The sequence below is a fragment of the Ruegeria sp. G5 genome (assembly GCF_056533365.1).
The window spans coordinates 197,127-213,919 of sequence record NZ_JBQFOK010000005.1; the positions used below are offsets into that span (position 1 = coordinate 197,127).

Below are 16,793 nucleotides of genomic sequence, written 5' to 3' on the forward strand. Positions count from 1 at the left end.
GGCTTGGTACTGTCCAAAACCGACGTCAGGGCCAATCGCAACCGTCAGTCGGGTGGTGACGTCGTCCGGTCTTAGAACCGGGCGCTGTCGAGATATGCGCGCGTGTGCGCGGTGTCCTGCATCCGGGTTTCGTCCGTAGGCAGCTCGGCTGCTTCGGCCTGTCCGGTCAGGCTGGCGGCGGCGACAGCAGCGGGTGCTGCGGTTCCGGCCAGTTTGAGGAAGTCGCGGCGCGTTGCGCCTTCTTCCTTGGTCTTGCTCATGGGTGTCTCCTTTCCCATTTGCAGTTTAACGCCCCGCGAAGGGCGCTGGCGAATGACAGCGCGTCACGCTGTCGTCATTCGGAACGCCTCGCGCTCGATCTCCATGAACACGCGACCGGCTGTCCCGATCGAGGCATAGAGAACCGAGCTTTCGGCGGCTTCCAAATCCGAAAAGAAATGTGTGGCCCAAGGACCGATATGTTTGCTCCAGAACGCCTTTTGGTCGTCCAGCCCGGCGGCTGAACCGAAGCGGCCAACAATCATGCCGGCCATCATCTCCATCAAAGAGGCAATATTGTCTTCGGGTTCGAACACGTTCGGTGCGCGTGTGATGCCACGAATAGCCATATCGTTGCGCAGCTGTGCCAGCGGTTTTTCGTTCAAGAATCCGGTCAGATAGAAACTGGCATACGGCAGCAGCTCGCCGCGTCCAAGTCCAATGAACAGCGCGTTGAATTCACGCTCGGCAGCAGCCGGTTTGGTGATTTTGGCGACACGTGCCATTGCCTGGATAGCTTGTCCAAGGTCAGTGTCATCGCCAGTCAGACCCGCAACCTGGTCCAAAAGCAATTGATCGGGCGGGCCGGATAGCAGCAAACCCAGAAAGTTATAGAAATCCGCGCGCAGGCGATCCTCGGCCGAGACATCGATTTGTTGCGCTTCGCTTGCGGTCATCAGGTTATCCTTCAAATTCAAATTTCATACGGCGCGGGGCAGGGGGAAGCTCTGCTTCTTCGGGTTCTTCGGTTTGCGCCATTTCGAATGGTTCGGGGGTCGGGTCTTCGATTACGTCCGGTTCAGGTTGATGCTCTTCAACCTCGGTTTCGGTTTCGTGCTGGACTTCGTCTACTTCGGTATCCTCGGCTTGCGCAGCCAAGGCTTCGACATGGGCCAGCATCCCTTTGCCAACCTGATACGCAGTCTGGATGTTTTCGATGACGCAAGCGGCGTCGGTGTAATCTTCGCCGTAATCGACCAAGCCGTCGACATTCGCCAGTACCGGGTTAAGCCGCCACAACCGACGCAGGGCGCGGCGGCGCAGACGATCGGGAACCGCCTTGGCCATGAACCCTGAAACGTCGTCACCCGCCTGCAACTCATCCGGATCGGGCAGGTTCAACTCGGCCAGGATTTCGGCATCCGTTTTTTCTTCGAGTTCTGCGCGCTGATCCGCGATTACCTGTTCCTCGGCCGCAATGACTTCGGCTTCTGCCTCGGCTTGCACAGCGGCCTTTCGGCGGGACCAAAAATCGCGCGCTTCGGTCATTGGATAATCCTACGCGGCGCACGGTAGACGTCTGAGGCTTGCCGGATACGGGAGTCGCCTTTGCCGTCCTCGACCAGATCGGTGCGCTTTTTGTCCCGCTTGCGTTTGACGAAAACCTCATCGCGATGGTGTTCCAAAGCAAAGTCGCGAACCCAGGCGATCAGTCCTTCGGTCATCGGGATTTTCTCGACGATTTCCTCGCCGGTATCGGCATAGTCCTGACCTTCGTAAGGTGAGGCGGTTACCAGAACGGCATCCATGGGCCGCTCGCCATCCAGCGCATCGCGCAGAACAAGATAGATCGAAGGCTGTCCGTCGGACAAATTGACCATATAAGCTTCGGTTTCGTCCGCCCACAGCTTTAGCGGCAGGGTCGCGGCGTGATACTCCACGGCCTCACCTTCGCGGCGCATCTCAAGCCAGTCCGCAGGCGCGGCACCCGGCAAAACGGCAACCGCACGCCAGTTCCATTTGGCCCAGCGGGTTACCCCAGGCGTTTTGCGCACGACGACGCCGATTGGCATTTCAATCTGGTTAGCGGCCTTCGCCACGTAGTCCTCCCCGGAAAGCTCTCCCCTGCCTTCCCCATGTCCACTATGGTACACAAATTGCTAGAAAGCCAAGCCCGGACACTACGACCTTAGTCGTATACGTTGATAGCGTATTCGTGAGGGGGCTTGTGGATCGCCGTGAAATAAGGGTTTGGTTGCGCGTCCAAGGGTAAGTTTTCGGCCAAAATCGGGGTCTTTACATTGCCGGTTGGGGACGACAGCCTAATGTGCTGAGGGATGGAGCGATTTCCGGGGAGGGGATATGAGCACCAAGATATTGCTGTGTGACTGCGCAGGGACTCAATCTATTGACGCAGACAAGATAGCCTCGGCCTGTGATACGGCATGCTCAAAAGTGCACACAGCGCTTTGCACCCGCGAGCTGGAAAGCGCCGCAGCCCTGCTGCAGGACGGCGATGCAGTGATCGCATGTGGTCAGGAACAGGATGTTTTCCGGGCGTTGGCTGAAGAATTGCAGGTCGACGTGCCTGGATTTGTCGACTTGCGGGACCGCGCAGGGTGGTCGGAACAAGGCAATGACGTCGCAGAAAAAATGGCAGCTTTGACGGCAGAGGCACTTTTGCCGCAACCCATTACGCCCAGTGTAGATGTGTGCAGCGAAGGGACTTGTTTCATCATTGGCCCGGGTGAGGTTGCATTTGGCCTGGCTGAAAAACTATCCGGGACGCTGGCTGTCACGGTCCTGTGCACCGATGCGGCTGAGCCTATGTCGCGTGCCTATGATGTCGTGCGCGGGAAAATCCGCAATCTTACCGGTGCGCTGGGTGGGTTTTCCATGCGGCTTGACGGGCTGCAACAGCTTGAGCCCGGTGGACGTGGCGCTTTTGCGTGGTCGGAACCGAAGGACGGGGCTCAGTCGTCTTGTGACATTGTCGTAGACCTCGCAGGTGACACAGCGTTTGTTCAGGCCCCTGCCAAGCGCGAAGGCTATCTGCGTGCAGACCCCAAAGATGCGCTCGCGGTTGAACGGTTGGCCTTTGAGGCTGCCCAACTGGTTGGCACGTTTGAGAAACCTCTGTACGTGCGGATGGAGGAATCGCTGTGCGCCCATTCCCGGGCCGAGCAGGTGGGGTGTACGAATTGTCTGGATATTTGTCCGACCGGTGCGATTACGCCCGCCGGTGAACATGTGACGATCGATCCGATGATCTGCGCTGGTTGCGGGGAATGTGCCGCGGTCTGCCCATCGACCGCGATCACCTACGAGGACCCTCCGGTTTCTGCGCTATTGTCCCGAATGCATATTCTGGCGCGTACCTATCGGCGCGCTGGCGGTAGTGCTCCGCGGCTATTGGTTCACAACGCACATGGCGCTGAAATGATCCGGCTATCAGCGCGGTTTGAGCGCGGTCTGCCCGCAGACGTTATCCCGCTGGAGCTGGAAGTAATCTCAGGATTTGGGCACGCTGAAATGCTCGCAGCGCTTGCGCATGGTTTCGCGCGGGTGGATGTGCTTTTGTCCCCGACGACGGAACGAGATGCGCTGGATAAGGAACTGGAACTTGCCCAAGCAATCTGCGGGGTGGGAAAAGTCGGCCTGATTGACGAGGCTGATCCCGATGCGGTTTCTGACCTGCTATATGAACAGGACGTGCCGCAACCATTGGCGGACCCAGTTTTGCCGCTTGGAAACCGACGGCAGATTGCCCGACTGGCGGCACAGGCGTTGAATCCGGGGGCCGAATCTCCGCTGCCTTTGCCTGAAAACGCGCCCTACGGGGCGGTTGCCGTAAATAAGGATAGCTGCACGCTGTGCCTCAGCTGTGTGTCTTTGTGCCCGTCTGGTGCCTTGATCGACAATCCGGACAAGCCGCAACTGAACTTTCAGCAGGACGCTTGTCTGCAATGCGGAATGTGCAGCACAATTTGCCCGGAAGACGCCATTTCGCTGGTCCCACAACTGGATCTGAGCGATGCCGCTTTGTCTCAGCAGGTACTGAACGAAGAAGAACCCTTTGCCTGCGTAGAATGTGGGGCGTTGTTTGGCGTAAAGTCGACCGTGGAGCGTATCATGGAGAAACTGTCGGGGGCGCATCCGATGTTTGCGACCTCGGAAAAGGCGCGAATGATCCAGATGTGCGACAACTGCCGTGTCAACGTACAGTTCCAGCAACAAGACAATCCCTTCCAGTCGAACCCACGACCCAAGGTCGTCACGACCGAGGATTACTTTTCAAAGCGGAAGGATCACTGAAGTTGCAGCGGTGCGCCCAAGTCGGCCGCCTTCAGGACCGAGACGAAAGCCAATATGGCGTCCAATTCGTCCAACGTCATCTCGACGGGATGAATAGGCGACGGGCGCTCGGGGTCGAACGGCAGCGTCAGCCCGTCGATCTGCGTAAAGGCGGGGTGCGGGTTCAGGACAAAGAACGCCTCGAACCGTTCGGACCAGTCCGGCATCGCGCGCAGAACGGCAAAGGACGGCGTCGAACCCAGCCCGTTCATGCGGTTCTTGGGGCCGATTACATGGCAGCGTCCGCAGTGGGTCATCGACAGCTCTTCACCGCGCAGGGCATCGCCGTCGATTACGGTTTCCTGCTGTATCGCTGCGATTTCGAACTCTGCCGAGAAGGGCGCGCCATTTTCAGGGGCGAATCCCTCGACGGTTCGTTTTCCGATATCCGACAGCAACCAGTCGCGGAACCGTTCGTGTTTCGCATCGTCGCCGATCCGCAAGTGGTAGATCACCCCGTCCCGGGCAAAGACCGGATCACCGGGTGGCCCACTTTCCAGCACCAAAACACCGGTTTCATCGGCAATAACGCGTATCCCGGTCTTGAGAGAGAAGCGTGGAAGGATATGTTGCAACAGACCAGAGTCTGTAACCTCGGGCGGGGCGGCAAGCCCCAGTGCCTCTTGCGACCAAGAGGGGGTGGCAGTGAGCGTCAGGCTCAGGCACAACAGAATAACGCGCATGGGTATAGCCTAGCGGCAGCGCCCCGAACGCGTCAAATAAACAGAAAGAGACGGAGACACATGCGATGAACGGCAACCATATGGTTCAAGAAATCAAAGGGTTACAGGCATGAGTGTTCGTGACGCGGTTCTGACGAACCTCAAAAAGATCACTGATCCGGTTTCCGGAAAGGACATTGTCAGCGCCGGAGTTGTGCGTGCGCTGAACGTCGAAGGCGACACCGTGCGCTTTGTCATGGAGATCGACCCAAAGAACGCCGAAAAGATGGAACCCGTGCGCGCAACGGCTGAGAAAGCGGCGCAGATGGTGGATGGCGTGTCCAAGGTCTCGGCCATGCTGACTGCGCATTCGGACAAGGCCCCACCCGATCTTAAACCCAAGCCGAAACCGTCGCAGACCGGTCCACAGGCCGTACCGGGCGTCGACCGCATTATTGCCGTCGCCTCGGGTAAAGGCGGTGTGGGTAAGTCGACGGTGTCGGCCAACTTGGCATGCGCCTTGGCCGCCGAGGGGCGTCGCGTTGGTCTGCTGGATGCTGACGTTTACGGCCCGTCCCAGCCCCGGATGCTAGGGGTGTCAGGCCGCCCGGCCAGCCCCGATGGAAAGACGATCCTGCCTTTGCGCAATCACGGCGTGACCATGATGTCCATGGGGCTCATGACGAATGAAGGGCAGGCGGTTGTCTGGCGCGGTCCGATGCTGATGGGTGCGCTTCAGCAGATGATGAATCAGGTTCAGTGGGGGGCTTTGGACGTTCTGATCGTTGACCTGCCACCCGGAACCGGAGACGTTCAGTTGACCCTCAGCCAGAAGTTCCAGGTGGACGGCGCGATTGTGGTGTCGACCCCGCAGGATGTGGCCCTGATCGACGCCCGTAAGGGCATCGACATGTTCAATCAGCTCAAGACGCCCATTGTCGGCATGATCGAAAACATGTCCACGCACATTTGCTCGAACTGTGGGCATGAAGAACATGTGTTCGGCCATGGCGGCGTCGCGTCCGAGGCCGATTCGTTAGGCGTGCCACTACTGGGTGAAATCCCGCTGCATCTGGATATCCGTGTTGCCGCCGATGGCGGTGCGCCAATTGTGGTTAGCAAACCCGAAAGCGCCCAAGCAGATGCGTTCCGCAAGATTGCGCGTGATCTGATTGCCAAGGGCAACGCATGATTGAGCCGGTTTTTCCCCCTCTGCTACAGGGCCACCCGGTGCAGGGTGGGGACGATCCGTTCGAGCGTGCGCAAGCAATGGCGGCGCTTGGGTGCGATGCGGGAACCGTGTTTTACAACATACAGGCCGATCGCCTTCGCGTGGCGATTGTCTTTACGCCAGAAGTTCCCTTGCAGGACGCTATGGCGATGCTGCCTTTATGCTCAGTCGGTTTTCAGAACGCGCTTGGCGCTTTGGCTCCGCCCGAGGTTGCGGTTCATTTGGATTGGGACGGTCCAATTTGTGTGAATGGCGCAAAATGCGGCAAGTTTCAGGTTGTAGCATCGGACACCAACCCGGAGTCAGAGCCTGACTGGCTCATCGTCGGGTGGGAGCTGGCTTTGCTGCAAACCAGTGACGCACCAGGCGAAACACCTGATGTCACAGCGCTTTATGACGAAGGCTGCGCAGATGTCTCTGCCGTTCAACTGGTGGAAAGCTGGTCGCGCCACATGCTGACATGGCTCAATCGCTGGCAGGAAGACGGAAACGCACCACTGCATGGCGAGTGGATGGGGCTGCTGCGTGGCGTCGGTGAGGACTATGGCGAAACCGGCGTGTTTCTAGGCGCAGATGAACGCTTTGGGATGCTGATCCGCGAGGGTTCGGACACCCGTTTGCGACCTCTGACAGAGTTACTGGAGAACAAGACATGAAACTGGCGCGCGCGATCCATTTCGACGAAAGCGATATGAATGTGTTCCACTCTCCGGCGCGAACTGGTGAGTGGTGCATATCTGGCGGTTTCGAGTTTTCGAACTGGGGTGATGGTGACCTTGAAGGTAAGTCTCGTCAGGCTTTCTCGAACGGTTGGTTGGGGGTCGAGACCTTTGGCCGGGTGACTTTCGTGGCGGTGACACAGGTCGAACCGAACGAGTTGGACCAAATTGCGCAAAACCTGGCAGAGCATTTTGTGCAGTTTTACGGCGCGCCCTCCGTCGAGGCCGCTATGGGTGTAGCGCAGGCTGAGATCACTCACATGTCTGAATTGTGTGAAGAACACGCGCCCAATACGCTTTTGACCGTTGCGCGCGAACTGTCGGACACAGGCGTGCACGAGGCGTTTCGCATCATCACACCGCAGGAAACCCAACTTGAGGCGCTGGCTGTGCACGGCTCATTGGATGAGTGATCGTCAGATCAGGTCCGCAAACCCGCCAAATTGACCGCGTTTGAAAATCAGGCCCTTTCCGGTGCGGTACATTACAGTCTCGACCTCGCCGACAAGGATCAGATGGTCTCCGGCTTCATGGCTCGCGTGGAGTTGGCAATCAAATCGGGCAAGGCAATTCGCAAGCTGGGGGCGACCGGCGTGGTCTTTTTCCCATTGCGCATGGGAAAAATCGTTTCCGTCACGGGCGAATTTTAAGGCCTGATCCTGCTGCTCTTGGGCCATAACGTGGATCGAATAGTGTTGACAGGCGTTGAACGCGTGGAAACGGTTTGAATCCTTGGCCAAACACCACAGAACCAAAGGCGGGTCCAATGATACGGACGAAAAAGAATTCACTGTTATTGCGCGCGGCCCCAGATCCGTCGTTGTTGTGACGACCGTGACACCGGTACCGAAACAGCCCAAGGCTTCGCGGAATGCGATGCTTTGATCTGGTGTCGGGGTAAAAGTCTTTTCGGTCATCGCGCGCTCGTTCTGTGGCCGCGCCTCAGGTGCCACGGACTGTTGGAATTGTCCACGAAAAGCTGTGTCGAAATCCGAGATTTTCCAGATCAGTTCAGGTCTTCCAGCAGACGACCATGCTGACGGGTCGCCTCGACCACGGCACCAAAGGTATTCATCCCGCGGGCCTGCAACATCGGAAGCATCTTGACCAGAGTTTCAGCCGTCGCAACAGCATCGCCCAAGGCGGTATGGCGCAGCTCATGGGGAATGACGATGTCCAACCGTTCGCATAGCGCATCCAGTGTGTGCTTGTCGCTGGCACCGAACAGGACCGCAGAAAGAAGAACAGTGTCCAGTATTGGGTGATCCCATTCCACTTCCATCTTGGGTGCGTGACGCCGCAAGAAGGCCATGTCGAAGGGTGCGTTATGTGCAACGATAACAGCATCGCGGGCGAATTGGTGGAATATGCGACCTGCCTCGGCGATATCAGGCGCGCCTGCGACCATGCTGTCTGTCACCTTGTGAACCTTGGTCGACGCGGCAGGGATTGGCATACCTGGATCCACCAGCATGTCCAGTTGCTCACCGTCCACGATCCGGCCGTTGATGACCCGAACCGCGCCGATCTGAACGATCTCATCCTTGTGCGGCAGCAGTCCCGTTGTCTCGGTGTCAAACACGACAAAGCATAAGTCCCGCAGTTCAAGATCTTCAAAGGCCTGATTGGCCGCGGAATTCAGCAACGCGAAGTCATAAACCAATGGCCGCGCGGCGTCGGGTGCGATGCTGGTCGCGCTGTCTTCGAGGATCAGCATATAGCCTGGCGCGTCGCCCAGCGGTTTCATGCGGGTCGAATATGTCTGAGTACCGTCAAGGCTGGTCAGGGTGCATTGCACCTCAAGTCCCGACGCAGACAGTTTTTTGTACGCCTGTTCCAGCGGCCCATGCTGAAAGTATTCAAACAGGGATGCGTTAAGACGAGGGTGAGAGATTTGCGCAAGGACGCCTGCCGCCTGTCCGTCATACAGAACGATTTTATGCGTCGGACTAGCCAACAGCATCGCCACCGGTATGTCGGTCAGAAGTGCCGTAAGCCGTTCTTTTTCAGCCGCCAGATTGGCGGTTTCTGCCGCGATCGCTTCGGCGACATCCATTGTCTTTTCTGAAAGCTGATCAGCTAGTCCCGCCGCTGCGGGTGCAAGATCGCCCAGATACTTTGCAGCCTGCATGTCCATAGCGCTTTGAACCCCAGCATGCGCTCTTGCGCGCAGCTCGGCTGAGAGACGTTCGATCGGCTTGGCAACGTTGTCGTCAAACAGCAGCCACACACCTACAATCAGGGCCAGCAGACCAAACGCTGTAATGATTTCGGCAAATACGAAGGCATCCAACAGGGCGGGGTTCGAGACACGCTTGTAGCTAATCCACAACGAGATCGAGCTGACGGCCAAGCCGCCCACCGCCAACAGGCAAAAAAACAGAAAAATCCGTAGGCGAAGGCTTAACTGAGTCAGCATGTTACACTCCGCAAGTTGCCTCGATTATCGGGTCTTCAGCACCCAGCGCCAACCAGTCGGCGTTCAGCAGGCGACCATCGTCCCCGAATTCGGCGCCGTCGGCCAGATTGGCACGGCTGTTCGCAGCGCAATCGACTGCAACGGGCAGTTTTGAGACCGGAGACCAACGTCCAAAGAAATACATGTCTACAAGCCGTTGCTCGGGGACCTGATCATTGGTGCGAACAGATACTGTGTCGACCGCGGCAAAACGGTTCACAAATGGGATCGCATAGGTCCAGGGGCGGTAGAATGCTTTACTTTCAACTTCCTGCACGATCTCCATCCCCTCGGGCAGAGTGTCGACAGTGCGGCCGTACCACGAGTATTCGCTGGTAATCGTCATCGCGATCATGCCCAGCCCGGCCCCTACCGGAGCGGCCCATTTTGGCAGCCGACCGCCAGTGATTTTATTTACCAGCATGACCACGCCGGCAAATGCGATGCCTGCAAAGATGGTGCCAATCAGCTCTAGGAACATTGTATTTCTCCGAACTTCCCGGGGCTTACCCCAGCATCCCTTTACCGTGACCTACCGCGGATTGCATCGTTTTTACCACGACAAAAGCATCGCGTAGATGACTTCGCTCAAAGTCGGATAGATCGGATGGTGGCAGGAAATTGTCGGGTTGTTTATCGTCTTTTGCCAGGCGCACCTGATGCTCGAGCCTTGTTTCAGCGATCAGGTCATAGGCATCCAAAAGGTCACGCGCGCCCGATGGGCTAAGGATACCCGCCGCGCCAGCGGTCCGCAGTCGCGCCCTTGTGTTGGCCTCGGTCAGTTTACCCTGCAGACTGTAAATCCGCGCCAGATCGACCACGGGTACAACTCCGTTATGCTTTAAATCCAGCGTGTTACGATGCTCTCCTGACCGAATGGTTGCAAAGCCGCGCAATAGGCCAAGCGGCGGTGTATGTTTCAGGGAATTCGAAATCATGTGCGCAACAAAGATCGAATTTGCGCGTGCGGCTTCCAGCGTGTCAGCTTGCAAGTCGTCGAACAAATGAAAGGCACCGCCGATCGGGCGTAGATCGAACATGACCGACGCCAGCATTTGCGCCTCGGGGTCGGGTTTGGCGATCCAGCCTCGGAAATAGTCCCGCCAGATCCGGAGCGGCTGACACCAGCGTGGATTGGTCGCCATCATGTCGCCGGGGCAGTAGAAATACCCGCAGGTGTCCAACCCGTCCGACACGAACTTTGCCAGTGAATGAAAATACGGCATGTCCGCATCCGACACGCTATCGTCCAGCATCAGGCAGTTGTCCTGATCCGAAACGCCGGTCTGTTCCTGTCGCCCCTGAGAGCCACAGGCCAGCCACAAATAAGGAACTGGGGGCGGGCCGAGTTTTTCTTCGGCCAAGGCCAACAGTCGCCGCGTCGCCGTATCCGCGATGTCCGTTATCAGGCGGGTTACAATTTCATGCCGGTTTCCAGCGGCGACCAATTGCACCAAAAGCTGTGGGATTTCGGCAGTGACCGTCGCCATCTGCTGCGCTGTCTGTGCGTTTGCGATCCGCCGGACCAACTCGGCCGAATTGACGGCTTGATAGTGGGTCAGGTCGGTTTGGGTGACGATCCCAACCAGACGGCCCCCTTCGGATATTGGGATGTGGCCTATCCCGCGTTCCATCATGATATGCAGAACATCCGACCCAATGTCTGTTGGTGACAGAGTGATTGGGTCTGCGGTCATGATGGCTGAAATGGGCGTATCGGTTGGCAGCCCATCTGCCACGAATTTACCCGAGATATCGCGCAGTGTTGCAATGCCTTGCAGTGCGCCGTTTTCGGTGACGCAAAGCGATGAGATATGTTTGTCCCGCATCAGCCTTGCAGCGTCTTGCACCAGAGTGTCAGGCGGGCAGGTGGCGGGGTTGTGGGCCATCAGAACGTCAATGGAACTGGTCGCCAGACTCTGCGGTCCCGAGCGTGCATCTCTGGTGCGGTTGAAGAATTTGGAAACGACTTGATGACCGTCGATAAGATCGCGCACCAGATCAGGCGGCAGAACCAACAGCACAGAAGGGGTGTGCGCCCTGGCTTTGGTGATCGCTTTTCCGTCTTTCAGAAGACCACGTTCGCCAAAGGAATTGCGCAGACCCAGCTGAGAGACAACGGCGTCATTCTCATCTTTGATTTCGACCTGGCCTTCGTAAATTACGAAAACGCCGGGCAGGGTATGCCCCAGTTCGTAGACTGGGAAATCCTCTTCGACCTCCCACACCTCAATTTGTCGCGCGACCGTGTCCAGTACATCTGCGGGTAATGCGTCATAGGGGTGCACGGACTTCAGAAACCGGATGATCTCGTCATGGGACAGGGGCATGGGGTACTCTTTAGGCTCCGCTAGAAAAATCCCGCCCGGTGGTGTGCCGGGCGGGAGTAGTCAGTCGAAAGACGCGGCCTTTTGCAAGTGCGCTTTGGGCCGCATCATGTCTCAGTGATCCTGAGCTGCGCCCGCGCCACGGGGAATGCGGATGCTTTCGACCATTTCCTTGATCTCCTGCGGGGTCTCTTTGGTCATGCCTGCAACAACGTAGGCAGTCGCAAAGTTGACCATCGCACCGATCGCACCGAACGAGGTCGACTTGATCGGACCCAGCAGTGGGTCAGCATCTGTGAACGAGTTGGTGCCCGGAATGAACAGCCATCCCTTGTGCAGGAAGATGTAGACCAGCGTGACGACCAGACCAGCCAGCATACCCGCGACCGCGCCGGTGTTGTTGATGCGGGTCGAGAAGATACCCATCATCAGCGCCGGGAAGATCGAGGCAGCCGCCAGACCAAAGGCCAGAGCAACCGTCTGCGCCGCGAAGCCCGGAGGATTCAGACCCAGATATGTTGCCACAACGATGGCTACAGCCATTGCGACACGTGCTGACATCAGTTCGCCTTTTTCCGAGATGTTCGGATTGATAGCGCCCTTGATCAGGTCGTGGGATACAGCCGACGAGATCGCCAGCAACAGACCCGCAGCGGTCGACAGAGCGGCCGCAAGACCACCAGCAGCGACCAGACCGATCACCCAACCCGGCAGGTTGGCGATTTCGGGGTTAGCCAGAACCAGGATGTCACGGTTGAACTTGGTCAGCTCGTTACCAACCCAGCCTTTTTCCTCGGCAAGTGCCTGCATGTCGGCGTTTGCGTCGTTGTAGTACTGGATTTTGCCGTCGCCATTCTTGTCTTCCCAGTCCAGCAGACCGGTTTTCTGCCAAGTGGCCATCCAGTCATACCGAGCGTCATTGTCGATCTGTTCAACCGAAACAGCGCCACCTTCGATGCCACCATTGGGCCACATCATGTCGGTGATGTTCAGGCGAGCCATTGCACCAACAGCAGGAGCGGTCAGGTACAGCAGAGCGATGAACACCAGCGCCCAGCCAGCCGACCAGCGTGCGTCAGCCACTTTGGGAACGGTGAAGAAGCGCATGATGACGTGGGGCAGACCCGCGGTACCGATCATCAGCGACAGGGTGAACAGCACCATGTTCAGCGTGTTCGAGTGGTGGGCGGTATAGTCGTTAAAGCCCAGCTCGGTCACGATGGCATCCAGCTTGGTCAGCAGAGGCTCACCGCTGGCGGTGTCACCAAACAGACCCAGCGCCGGAACAGGCGTGCCGGTCAGCTGCAGCGAGATGAAGATCGCAGGGATGGTGTAGGCGGTGATCAGAACGCAGTACTGAGCGACCTGAGTGTATGTAACGCCTTTCATCCCGCCGAACACCGCGTACGCGAACACGACTGCGGCACCGATCAGCAGACCCGAGGTGTTGGAAACCTCAAGGAAGCGGCCAAAGGCAACGCCAACGCCGGTCATCTGACCGATAACGTAGGTCACCGACGCAACGATCAGACAGATAACCGCCACGATACGGGCTGTCTGGCTGTAGAAACGGTCGCCGATGAATTCCGAGACGGTGAACTTGCCGAACTTACGCAGGTAAGGGGCAAGCAGCAGCGCCAGCAGCACGTAGCCACCGGTCCAACCCATCAGGAAGGTCGAGTTGTCATAGCCGGTAAAGGCAATCAGGCCCGCCATCGAAATGAACGAGGCCGCAGACATCCAGTCCGCCGCTGTCGCCATACCGTTGGTGACCGGGTGAACGCCACGACCGGCGGCGTAGAACTCCGATGTGGAACCCGCACGGGCCCAGATCGCGATGCCGATGTATAGCGCAAAGGACGCGCCAACAAACAGCAGGTTGATGGTAAACTGGTCCATGGGGTTTATTCCTCCTCAACGCCGTATTCAGCGTCCAGCTTGTTCATGCGCCAGGCGTAGTTGAAGATCAGCACCAGAAAGACCAGGATTGATCCCTGCTGAGCGAACCAAAAGCCCAGATCGGTACCGCCAACGGCGATTCCGGACAGCAACGGACGCAGCAGAATGCCGAATCCAAAAGACACCACCGCCCAGATGACAAGGCTGATGTAGATAAGGCGCAGGTTGGCCTGCCAATAGCCCTTGTCGGACTCTGCAGCCTGCGCGGAGTTTGTGGTTTGATCCGCCATTGCGGGTTCCTCCTTCGCTACCTCGATGGCGGCCTGATGCCCAACTCCTCCAGCGCGTTAGGCCGCATCTCGAATGTGCCAAACGCCCCCGTGACGTCAGGCAAAACTTCTCTGGTCCGCCAAGGCGGGTCCGTTGAAGTATTCTGTTTTAGGATCAAAGCCCGGTTCGGGCTTATCTCCTCCCCTTAGTTCATGACCTCGCGCACCAGACCCTGAAGGTCGGTTGCGATGTCATCTATCTGACCCATGGCGTCGATGCCTTTCAGCACGCCCTGAGCCTGGTAGTAGTCAATCAGTGGTGCCGTCTGCGCGTGGTACGCGGTCAGACGGGAAGCGACGGTTTCAGCGTTGTCATCAGCGCGGCGCTTGAACTCGGTGTTGCCGCACTTGTCACATTCGCCTTCTTTCACCGGCTTCTTGAACGTGTCGTGATAGCCTTCTCCGCAACCGGCGCAGGTGTAGCGACCCGAGATGCGGCTCACCATTTCCTCGTCCTGAACCTCAAGACTGATTGCAGCGTTGATCTTTTGGTTTGACGTGGCCAGCAACCCGTCCAGCGCCTCGGCCTGAACGGTGGTGCGGGGGAAGCCGTCAAGAATAACACCCTTGTGGCAATCCGCTTGCGCCATGCGATCACGCAAAATGGCAATGACGATCTCATCACTGACCAGATCGCCGGCTTCCATCACGGCCTTGGCGGCTTTACCCGCCTCGGTGCCTGCAGCAACGGCCTCGCGCAGCAAGTCGCCAGTGCTGAGTTGAACCAGACCGAATTTTTCTTCCAACATGCGAGCCTGGGTTCCCTTACCGGCGCCCGGAGGGCCGAGAAGGATCAGAACAGCGGGGGTGGTGAGAGTAGCAGCGTCCATCACGTCCTCACTTGTTCGCACGGTTTTCGATCAGGTCTTCGACAACCGACGGATCCGCCAGTGTCGAGGTGTCGCCCAGCGATCCAAAATCGTTCTCGGCGATCTTGCGCAGGATACGGCGCATGATTTTACCCGAACGTGTCTTTGGCAAACCTGGCGACCACTGGATGACATCGGGTGATGCAATCGGGCCAATCTCGGTCCGGACCCAGGTGCGCAGCTCTTTGAGCAGCTCATCGCTGGGCTCACGGTCATTCATCAGAGTGACATAGCAATAGATGCCTTGCCCTTTGATTTCATGGGGATAGCCGACCACGGCGGCCTCGGCCACTGCGGCGTGGGCGACCAGTGCGCTTTCCACCTCGGCCGTGCCCATGCGGTGACCCGAAACGTTGATCACATCGTCCACGCGGCCCGTGATCCAATAATCGCCATCTTCGTCGCGACGGCAGCCGTCGCCAGTGAAGTAATAGCCTTTATAATCCGAGAAATAGGTCTTTTCGAACCGTTCATGATCGCCCCAGACGGTGCGCATCTGACCGGGCCAGCTGTCCTTGATGCACAAAACACCTTCGACGCCGTTACCTTCGATCTCGACACCTGATTGCGGGTCCAGAACAACGGGTTGAACGCCAAAGAAAGGCTTCATCGCCGAACCGGGCTTGGTTGCGTGGGCGCCGGGCAGCGGAGTCATCATATGACCGCCGGTTTCCGTCTGCCACCACGTGTCTACAATCGGGCATTTGCCCTTGCCGACAACGTCATTGTACCAATTCCACGCTTCGGGGTTAATCGGCTCACCGACTGTACCCAAAAGGCGCAGGTCGCTGAGATCGTGCTTTTCAACCCATTCGTTACCTTGCCCCATCAGGGCGCGGATCGCGGTCGGAGCGGTGTAGAATTGATTCACCTTGTGCTTTGCGCACACTTCCCAGAAGCGACCTGCATCAGGGAATGTTGGAACACCTTCGAACATCAGTGTGGTTGCACCGTTAGCCAGCGGCCCGTAAACGATATAGCTGTGGCCGGTGACCCAGCCGACGTCGGCGGTGCACCAATAGATATCACCCTCGTGGTAATCGAACACCACTTCATGCGTCAGCGATGCGTAAACCAGATAGCCGCCGGTCGTATGCACCACGCCTTTGGGCTGACCGGTTGAACCAGAGGTGTAAAGAATGAACAGCGGATCTTCGGCGTTCATCTCGGCAGGTGCGCAATAGTCGTCTGCTTCCAGTGCCATTTCGTTGTAGTCGAAATCGCGACCGTCAATCCATGTGGTCTGACCGCCGGTGCGCTTAACAACAAGGCATTTGACCGTGTCCTTGCAGTGCAGTAGCGCGGCATCGGCGTTTGATTTCAGCGGTGTTTTACGACCCCCACGCGGCGCTTCGTCCGCAGTGATAACGACTTTTGCGTCACACCCGTTGATCCGTGCGGCAAGCGCGTCGGGAGAGAAGCCGGCAAATACGATCGAATGAATTGCCCCGATCCGTGCACAAGCAAGCATCGCATAAGCGGCTTCGGGGATCATTGGCAGATAAATGACAACGCGATCACCCTTACGAACACCCATCGACTCGAAGATGTTGGCCATGCGGCAGGTGCGGCGGTGCAACTCGGCATAAGTGATGTGCTGGGCTTCTTCGTTTGGATCATCGGGTTCAAAAATGATCGCGGTTTGATCGCCGCGCTTTTCCAGGTGGCGATCCAGACAGTTGGCAGAAACGTTCAGCGTGCCATCGGCAAACCAATTGATCCCAACCGACCCAAAATTGTAATCGACATCCTTGACCTGGGAGTAGGGCTTAATCCAGTCGATACGTTTACCCTGTTCACCCCAAAAGGCATCAGGATCATTAACGGAGGCCGCGTACATCTCGTCGTACTTGCTGGCGTCGACATGGGCGCGTGCAACAGTGTCTGCGGATGGCGGATAAGCTTTGGCATCTGCCTGGGCAGCGGTTGTCATTCTGAGGCTCCTCCCTCTGGACTAAAATTCACGC

The 16,793-nt window shown here is 57.7% G+C and carries 17 protein-coding genes; 4 read left to right on the forward strand and 13 right to left on the reverse strand.

The features are described 5' to 3' along the window. Window positions 1-71: 71 nt before the first annotated feature. The 4 genes from ACR0BD_RS11195 to ACR0BD_RS11210 form a co-directional block, all read right to left on the reverse strand. On the reverse strand, window positions 72-260 hold the full coding sequence (locus ACR0BD_RS11195; RefSeq protein WP_068334771.1) for a ubiquinol-cytochrome c reductase iron-sulfur subunit N-terminal domain-containing protein: 189 nt from the start codon (window positions 258-260) through the stop codon (window positions 72-74). Between the two features lie 63 nt (window positions 261-323). Then, complete coding sequence (locus ACR0BD_RS11200) at window positions 324-935, reverse strand: TorD/DmsD family molecular chaperone (protein WP_480830451.1); 612 nt, start codon at window positions 933-935, stop codon at window positions 324-326. 4 nt (window positions 936-939) lie between these two features. After that, entirely contained in the window at window positions 940-1,527 is a 588-nt protein-coding gene (locus tag ACR0BD_RS11205) for a DUF3306 domain-containing protein (RefSeq protein WP_480830453.1), read from the reverse strand. Next, window positions 1,524-2,078 (reverse strand): DUF3305 domain-containing protein, encoded by a 555-nt coding sequence (locus ACR0BD_RS11210; RefSeq protein WP_480697559.1) that lies wholly within the window; start codon window positions 2,076-2,078, stop codon window positions 1,524-1,526. Before ACR0BD_RS11210 ends, ACR0BD_RS11205 begins: the two co-directional genes overlap by 4 nt. Window positions 2,079-2,340: 262 nt before the next feature. Between ACR0BD_RS11210 and ACR0BD_RS11215 the strand changes: the two genes are divergently transcribed. Then, window positions 2,341-4,293 carry a 4Fe-4S binding protein gene (locus tag ACR0BD_RS11215; protein ID WP_480830455.1) on the forward strand — a complete coding sequence of 651 codons (1,953 nt, stop codon included), beginning with the start codon at window positions 2,341-2,343 and terminating at the stop codon, window positions 4,291-4,293. On the opposite strand, the gene ACR0BD_RS11220 is transcribed toward ACR0BD_RS11215, so the two are convergent. Then, a complete protein-coding gene (locus ACR0BD_RS11220; RefSeq protein ID WP_480830457.1) occupies window positions 4,287-5,015 on the reverse strand; it encodes a c-type cytochrome in 729 nt (242 codons plus the stop codon). The two genes, ACR0BD_RS11215 and ACR0BD_RS11220, sit on opposite strands and share 7 nt — an antisense overlap. A gap of 109 nt (window positions 5,016-5,124) precedes the next feature. Between ACR0BD_RS11220 and ACR0BD_RS11225 the strand changes: the two genes are divergently transcribed. The 3 genes from ACR0BD_RS11225 to ACR0BD_RS11235 are packed head-to-tail and all read left to right on the forward strand — an operon-like array spanning window position 5,125 to window position 7,357. Then, a complete protein-coding gene (locus ACR0BD_RS11225) occupies window positions 5,125-6,186 on the forward strand; it encodes an Mrp/NBP35 family ATP-binding protein (protein ID WP_480830459.1) in 1,062 nt (353 codons plus the stop codon). Then, a complete protein-coding gene (locus ACR0BD_RS11230) occupies window positions 6,183-6,881 on the forward strand; it encodes a biotin/lipoate--protein ligase family protein (protein WP_480830461.1) in 699 nt (232 codons plus the stop codon). Before ACR0BD_RS11225 ends, ACR0BD_RS11230 begins: the two co-directional genes overlap by 4 nt. After that, on the forward strand, window positions 6,878-7,357 hold the full coding sequence (locus ACR0BD_RS11235) for a DUF6505 family protein (RefSeq protein ID WP_480830463.1): 480 nt from the start codon (window positions 6,878-6,880) through the stop codon (window positions 7,355-7,357). Before ACR0BD_RS11230 ends, ACR0BD_RS11235 begins: the two co-directional genes overlap by 4 nt. 3 nt (window positions 7,358-7,360) lie before the next feature. Here the strand turns inward: ACR0BD_RS11235 and ACR0BD_RS11240 are convergent, their stop codons facing one another. The 8 genes from ACR0BD_RS11240 to acs all read right to left on the reverse strand — a co-directional run bounded on the left by ACR0BD_RS11240 (window position 7,361) and on the right by acs (window position 16,759). Then, on the reverse strand, window positions 7,361-7,861 hold the full coding sequence (locus ACR0BD_RS11240; protein ID WP_480830465.1) for a flavin reductase family protein: 501 nt from the start codon (window positions 7,859-7,861) through the stop codon (window positions 7,361-7,363). An 89-nt stretch (window positions 7,862-7,950) separates the two neighbouring features. After that, window positions 7,951-9,363, reverse strand: a complete 1,413-nt coding sequence (locus ACR0BD_RS11245; RefSeq protein ID WP_480830467.1) for a 3'-5' exonuclease — start codon at window positions 9,361-9,363, stop codon at window positions 7,951-7,953. Window position 9,364: 1 nt separating this feature from the next. Then, the gene (locus tag ACR0BD_RS11250; RefSeq protein WP_480697544.1) at window positions 9,365-9,883 is read right to left on the reverse strand and encodes a hypothetical protein; all 519 of its coding nucleotides are present in this window, start codon (window positions 9,881-9,883) and stop codon (window positions 9,365-9,367) included. Between the two features lie 25 nt (window positions 9,884-9,908). Beyond that, complete coding sequence (locus ACR0BD_RS11255; protein ID WP_480830470.1) at window positions 9,909-11,732, reverse strand: DUF294 nucleotidyltransferase-like domain-containing protein; 1,824 nt, start codon at window positions 11,730-11,732, stop codon at window positions 9,909-9,911. Between the two features lie 111 nt (window positions 11,733-11,843). Further along, window positions 11,844-13,628 carry a sodium:solute symporter family protein gene (locus tag ACR0BD_RS11260; RefSeq protein WP_480697541.1) on the reverse strand — a complete coding sequence of 595 codons (1,785 nt, stop codon included), beginning with the start codon at window positions 13,626-13,628 and terminating at the stop codon, window positions 11,844-11,846. A 5-nt stretch (window positions 13,629-13,633) separates the two neighbouring features. After that, window positions 13,634-13,918, reverse strand: a complete 285-nt coding sequence (locus tag ACR0BD_RS11265; protein ID WP_480697539.1) for a DUF4212 domain-containing protein — start codon at window positions 13,916-13,918, stop codon at window positions 13,634-13,636. A gap of 185 nt (window positions 13,919-14,103) precedes the next feature. After that, window positions 14,104-14,787: an adenylate kinase gene (locus tag ACR0BD_RS11270; RefSeq protein WP_480830472.1), complete on the reverse strand. Its 684-nt coding sequence runs from the start codon at window positions 14,785-14,787 to the stop codon at window positions 14,104-14,106. 7 nt (window positions 14,788-14,794) lie between these two features. Further along, the gene (gene acs / locus ACR0BD_RS11275; protein WP_480830474.1) at window positions 14,795-16,759 is read right to left on the reverse strand and encodes an acetate--CoA ligase; all 1,965 of its coding nucleotides are present in this window, start codon (window positions 16,757-16,759) and stop codon (window positions 14,795-14,797) included. Between the last annotated feature and the right edge of the window lie 34 nt (window positions 16,760-16,793).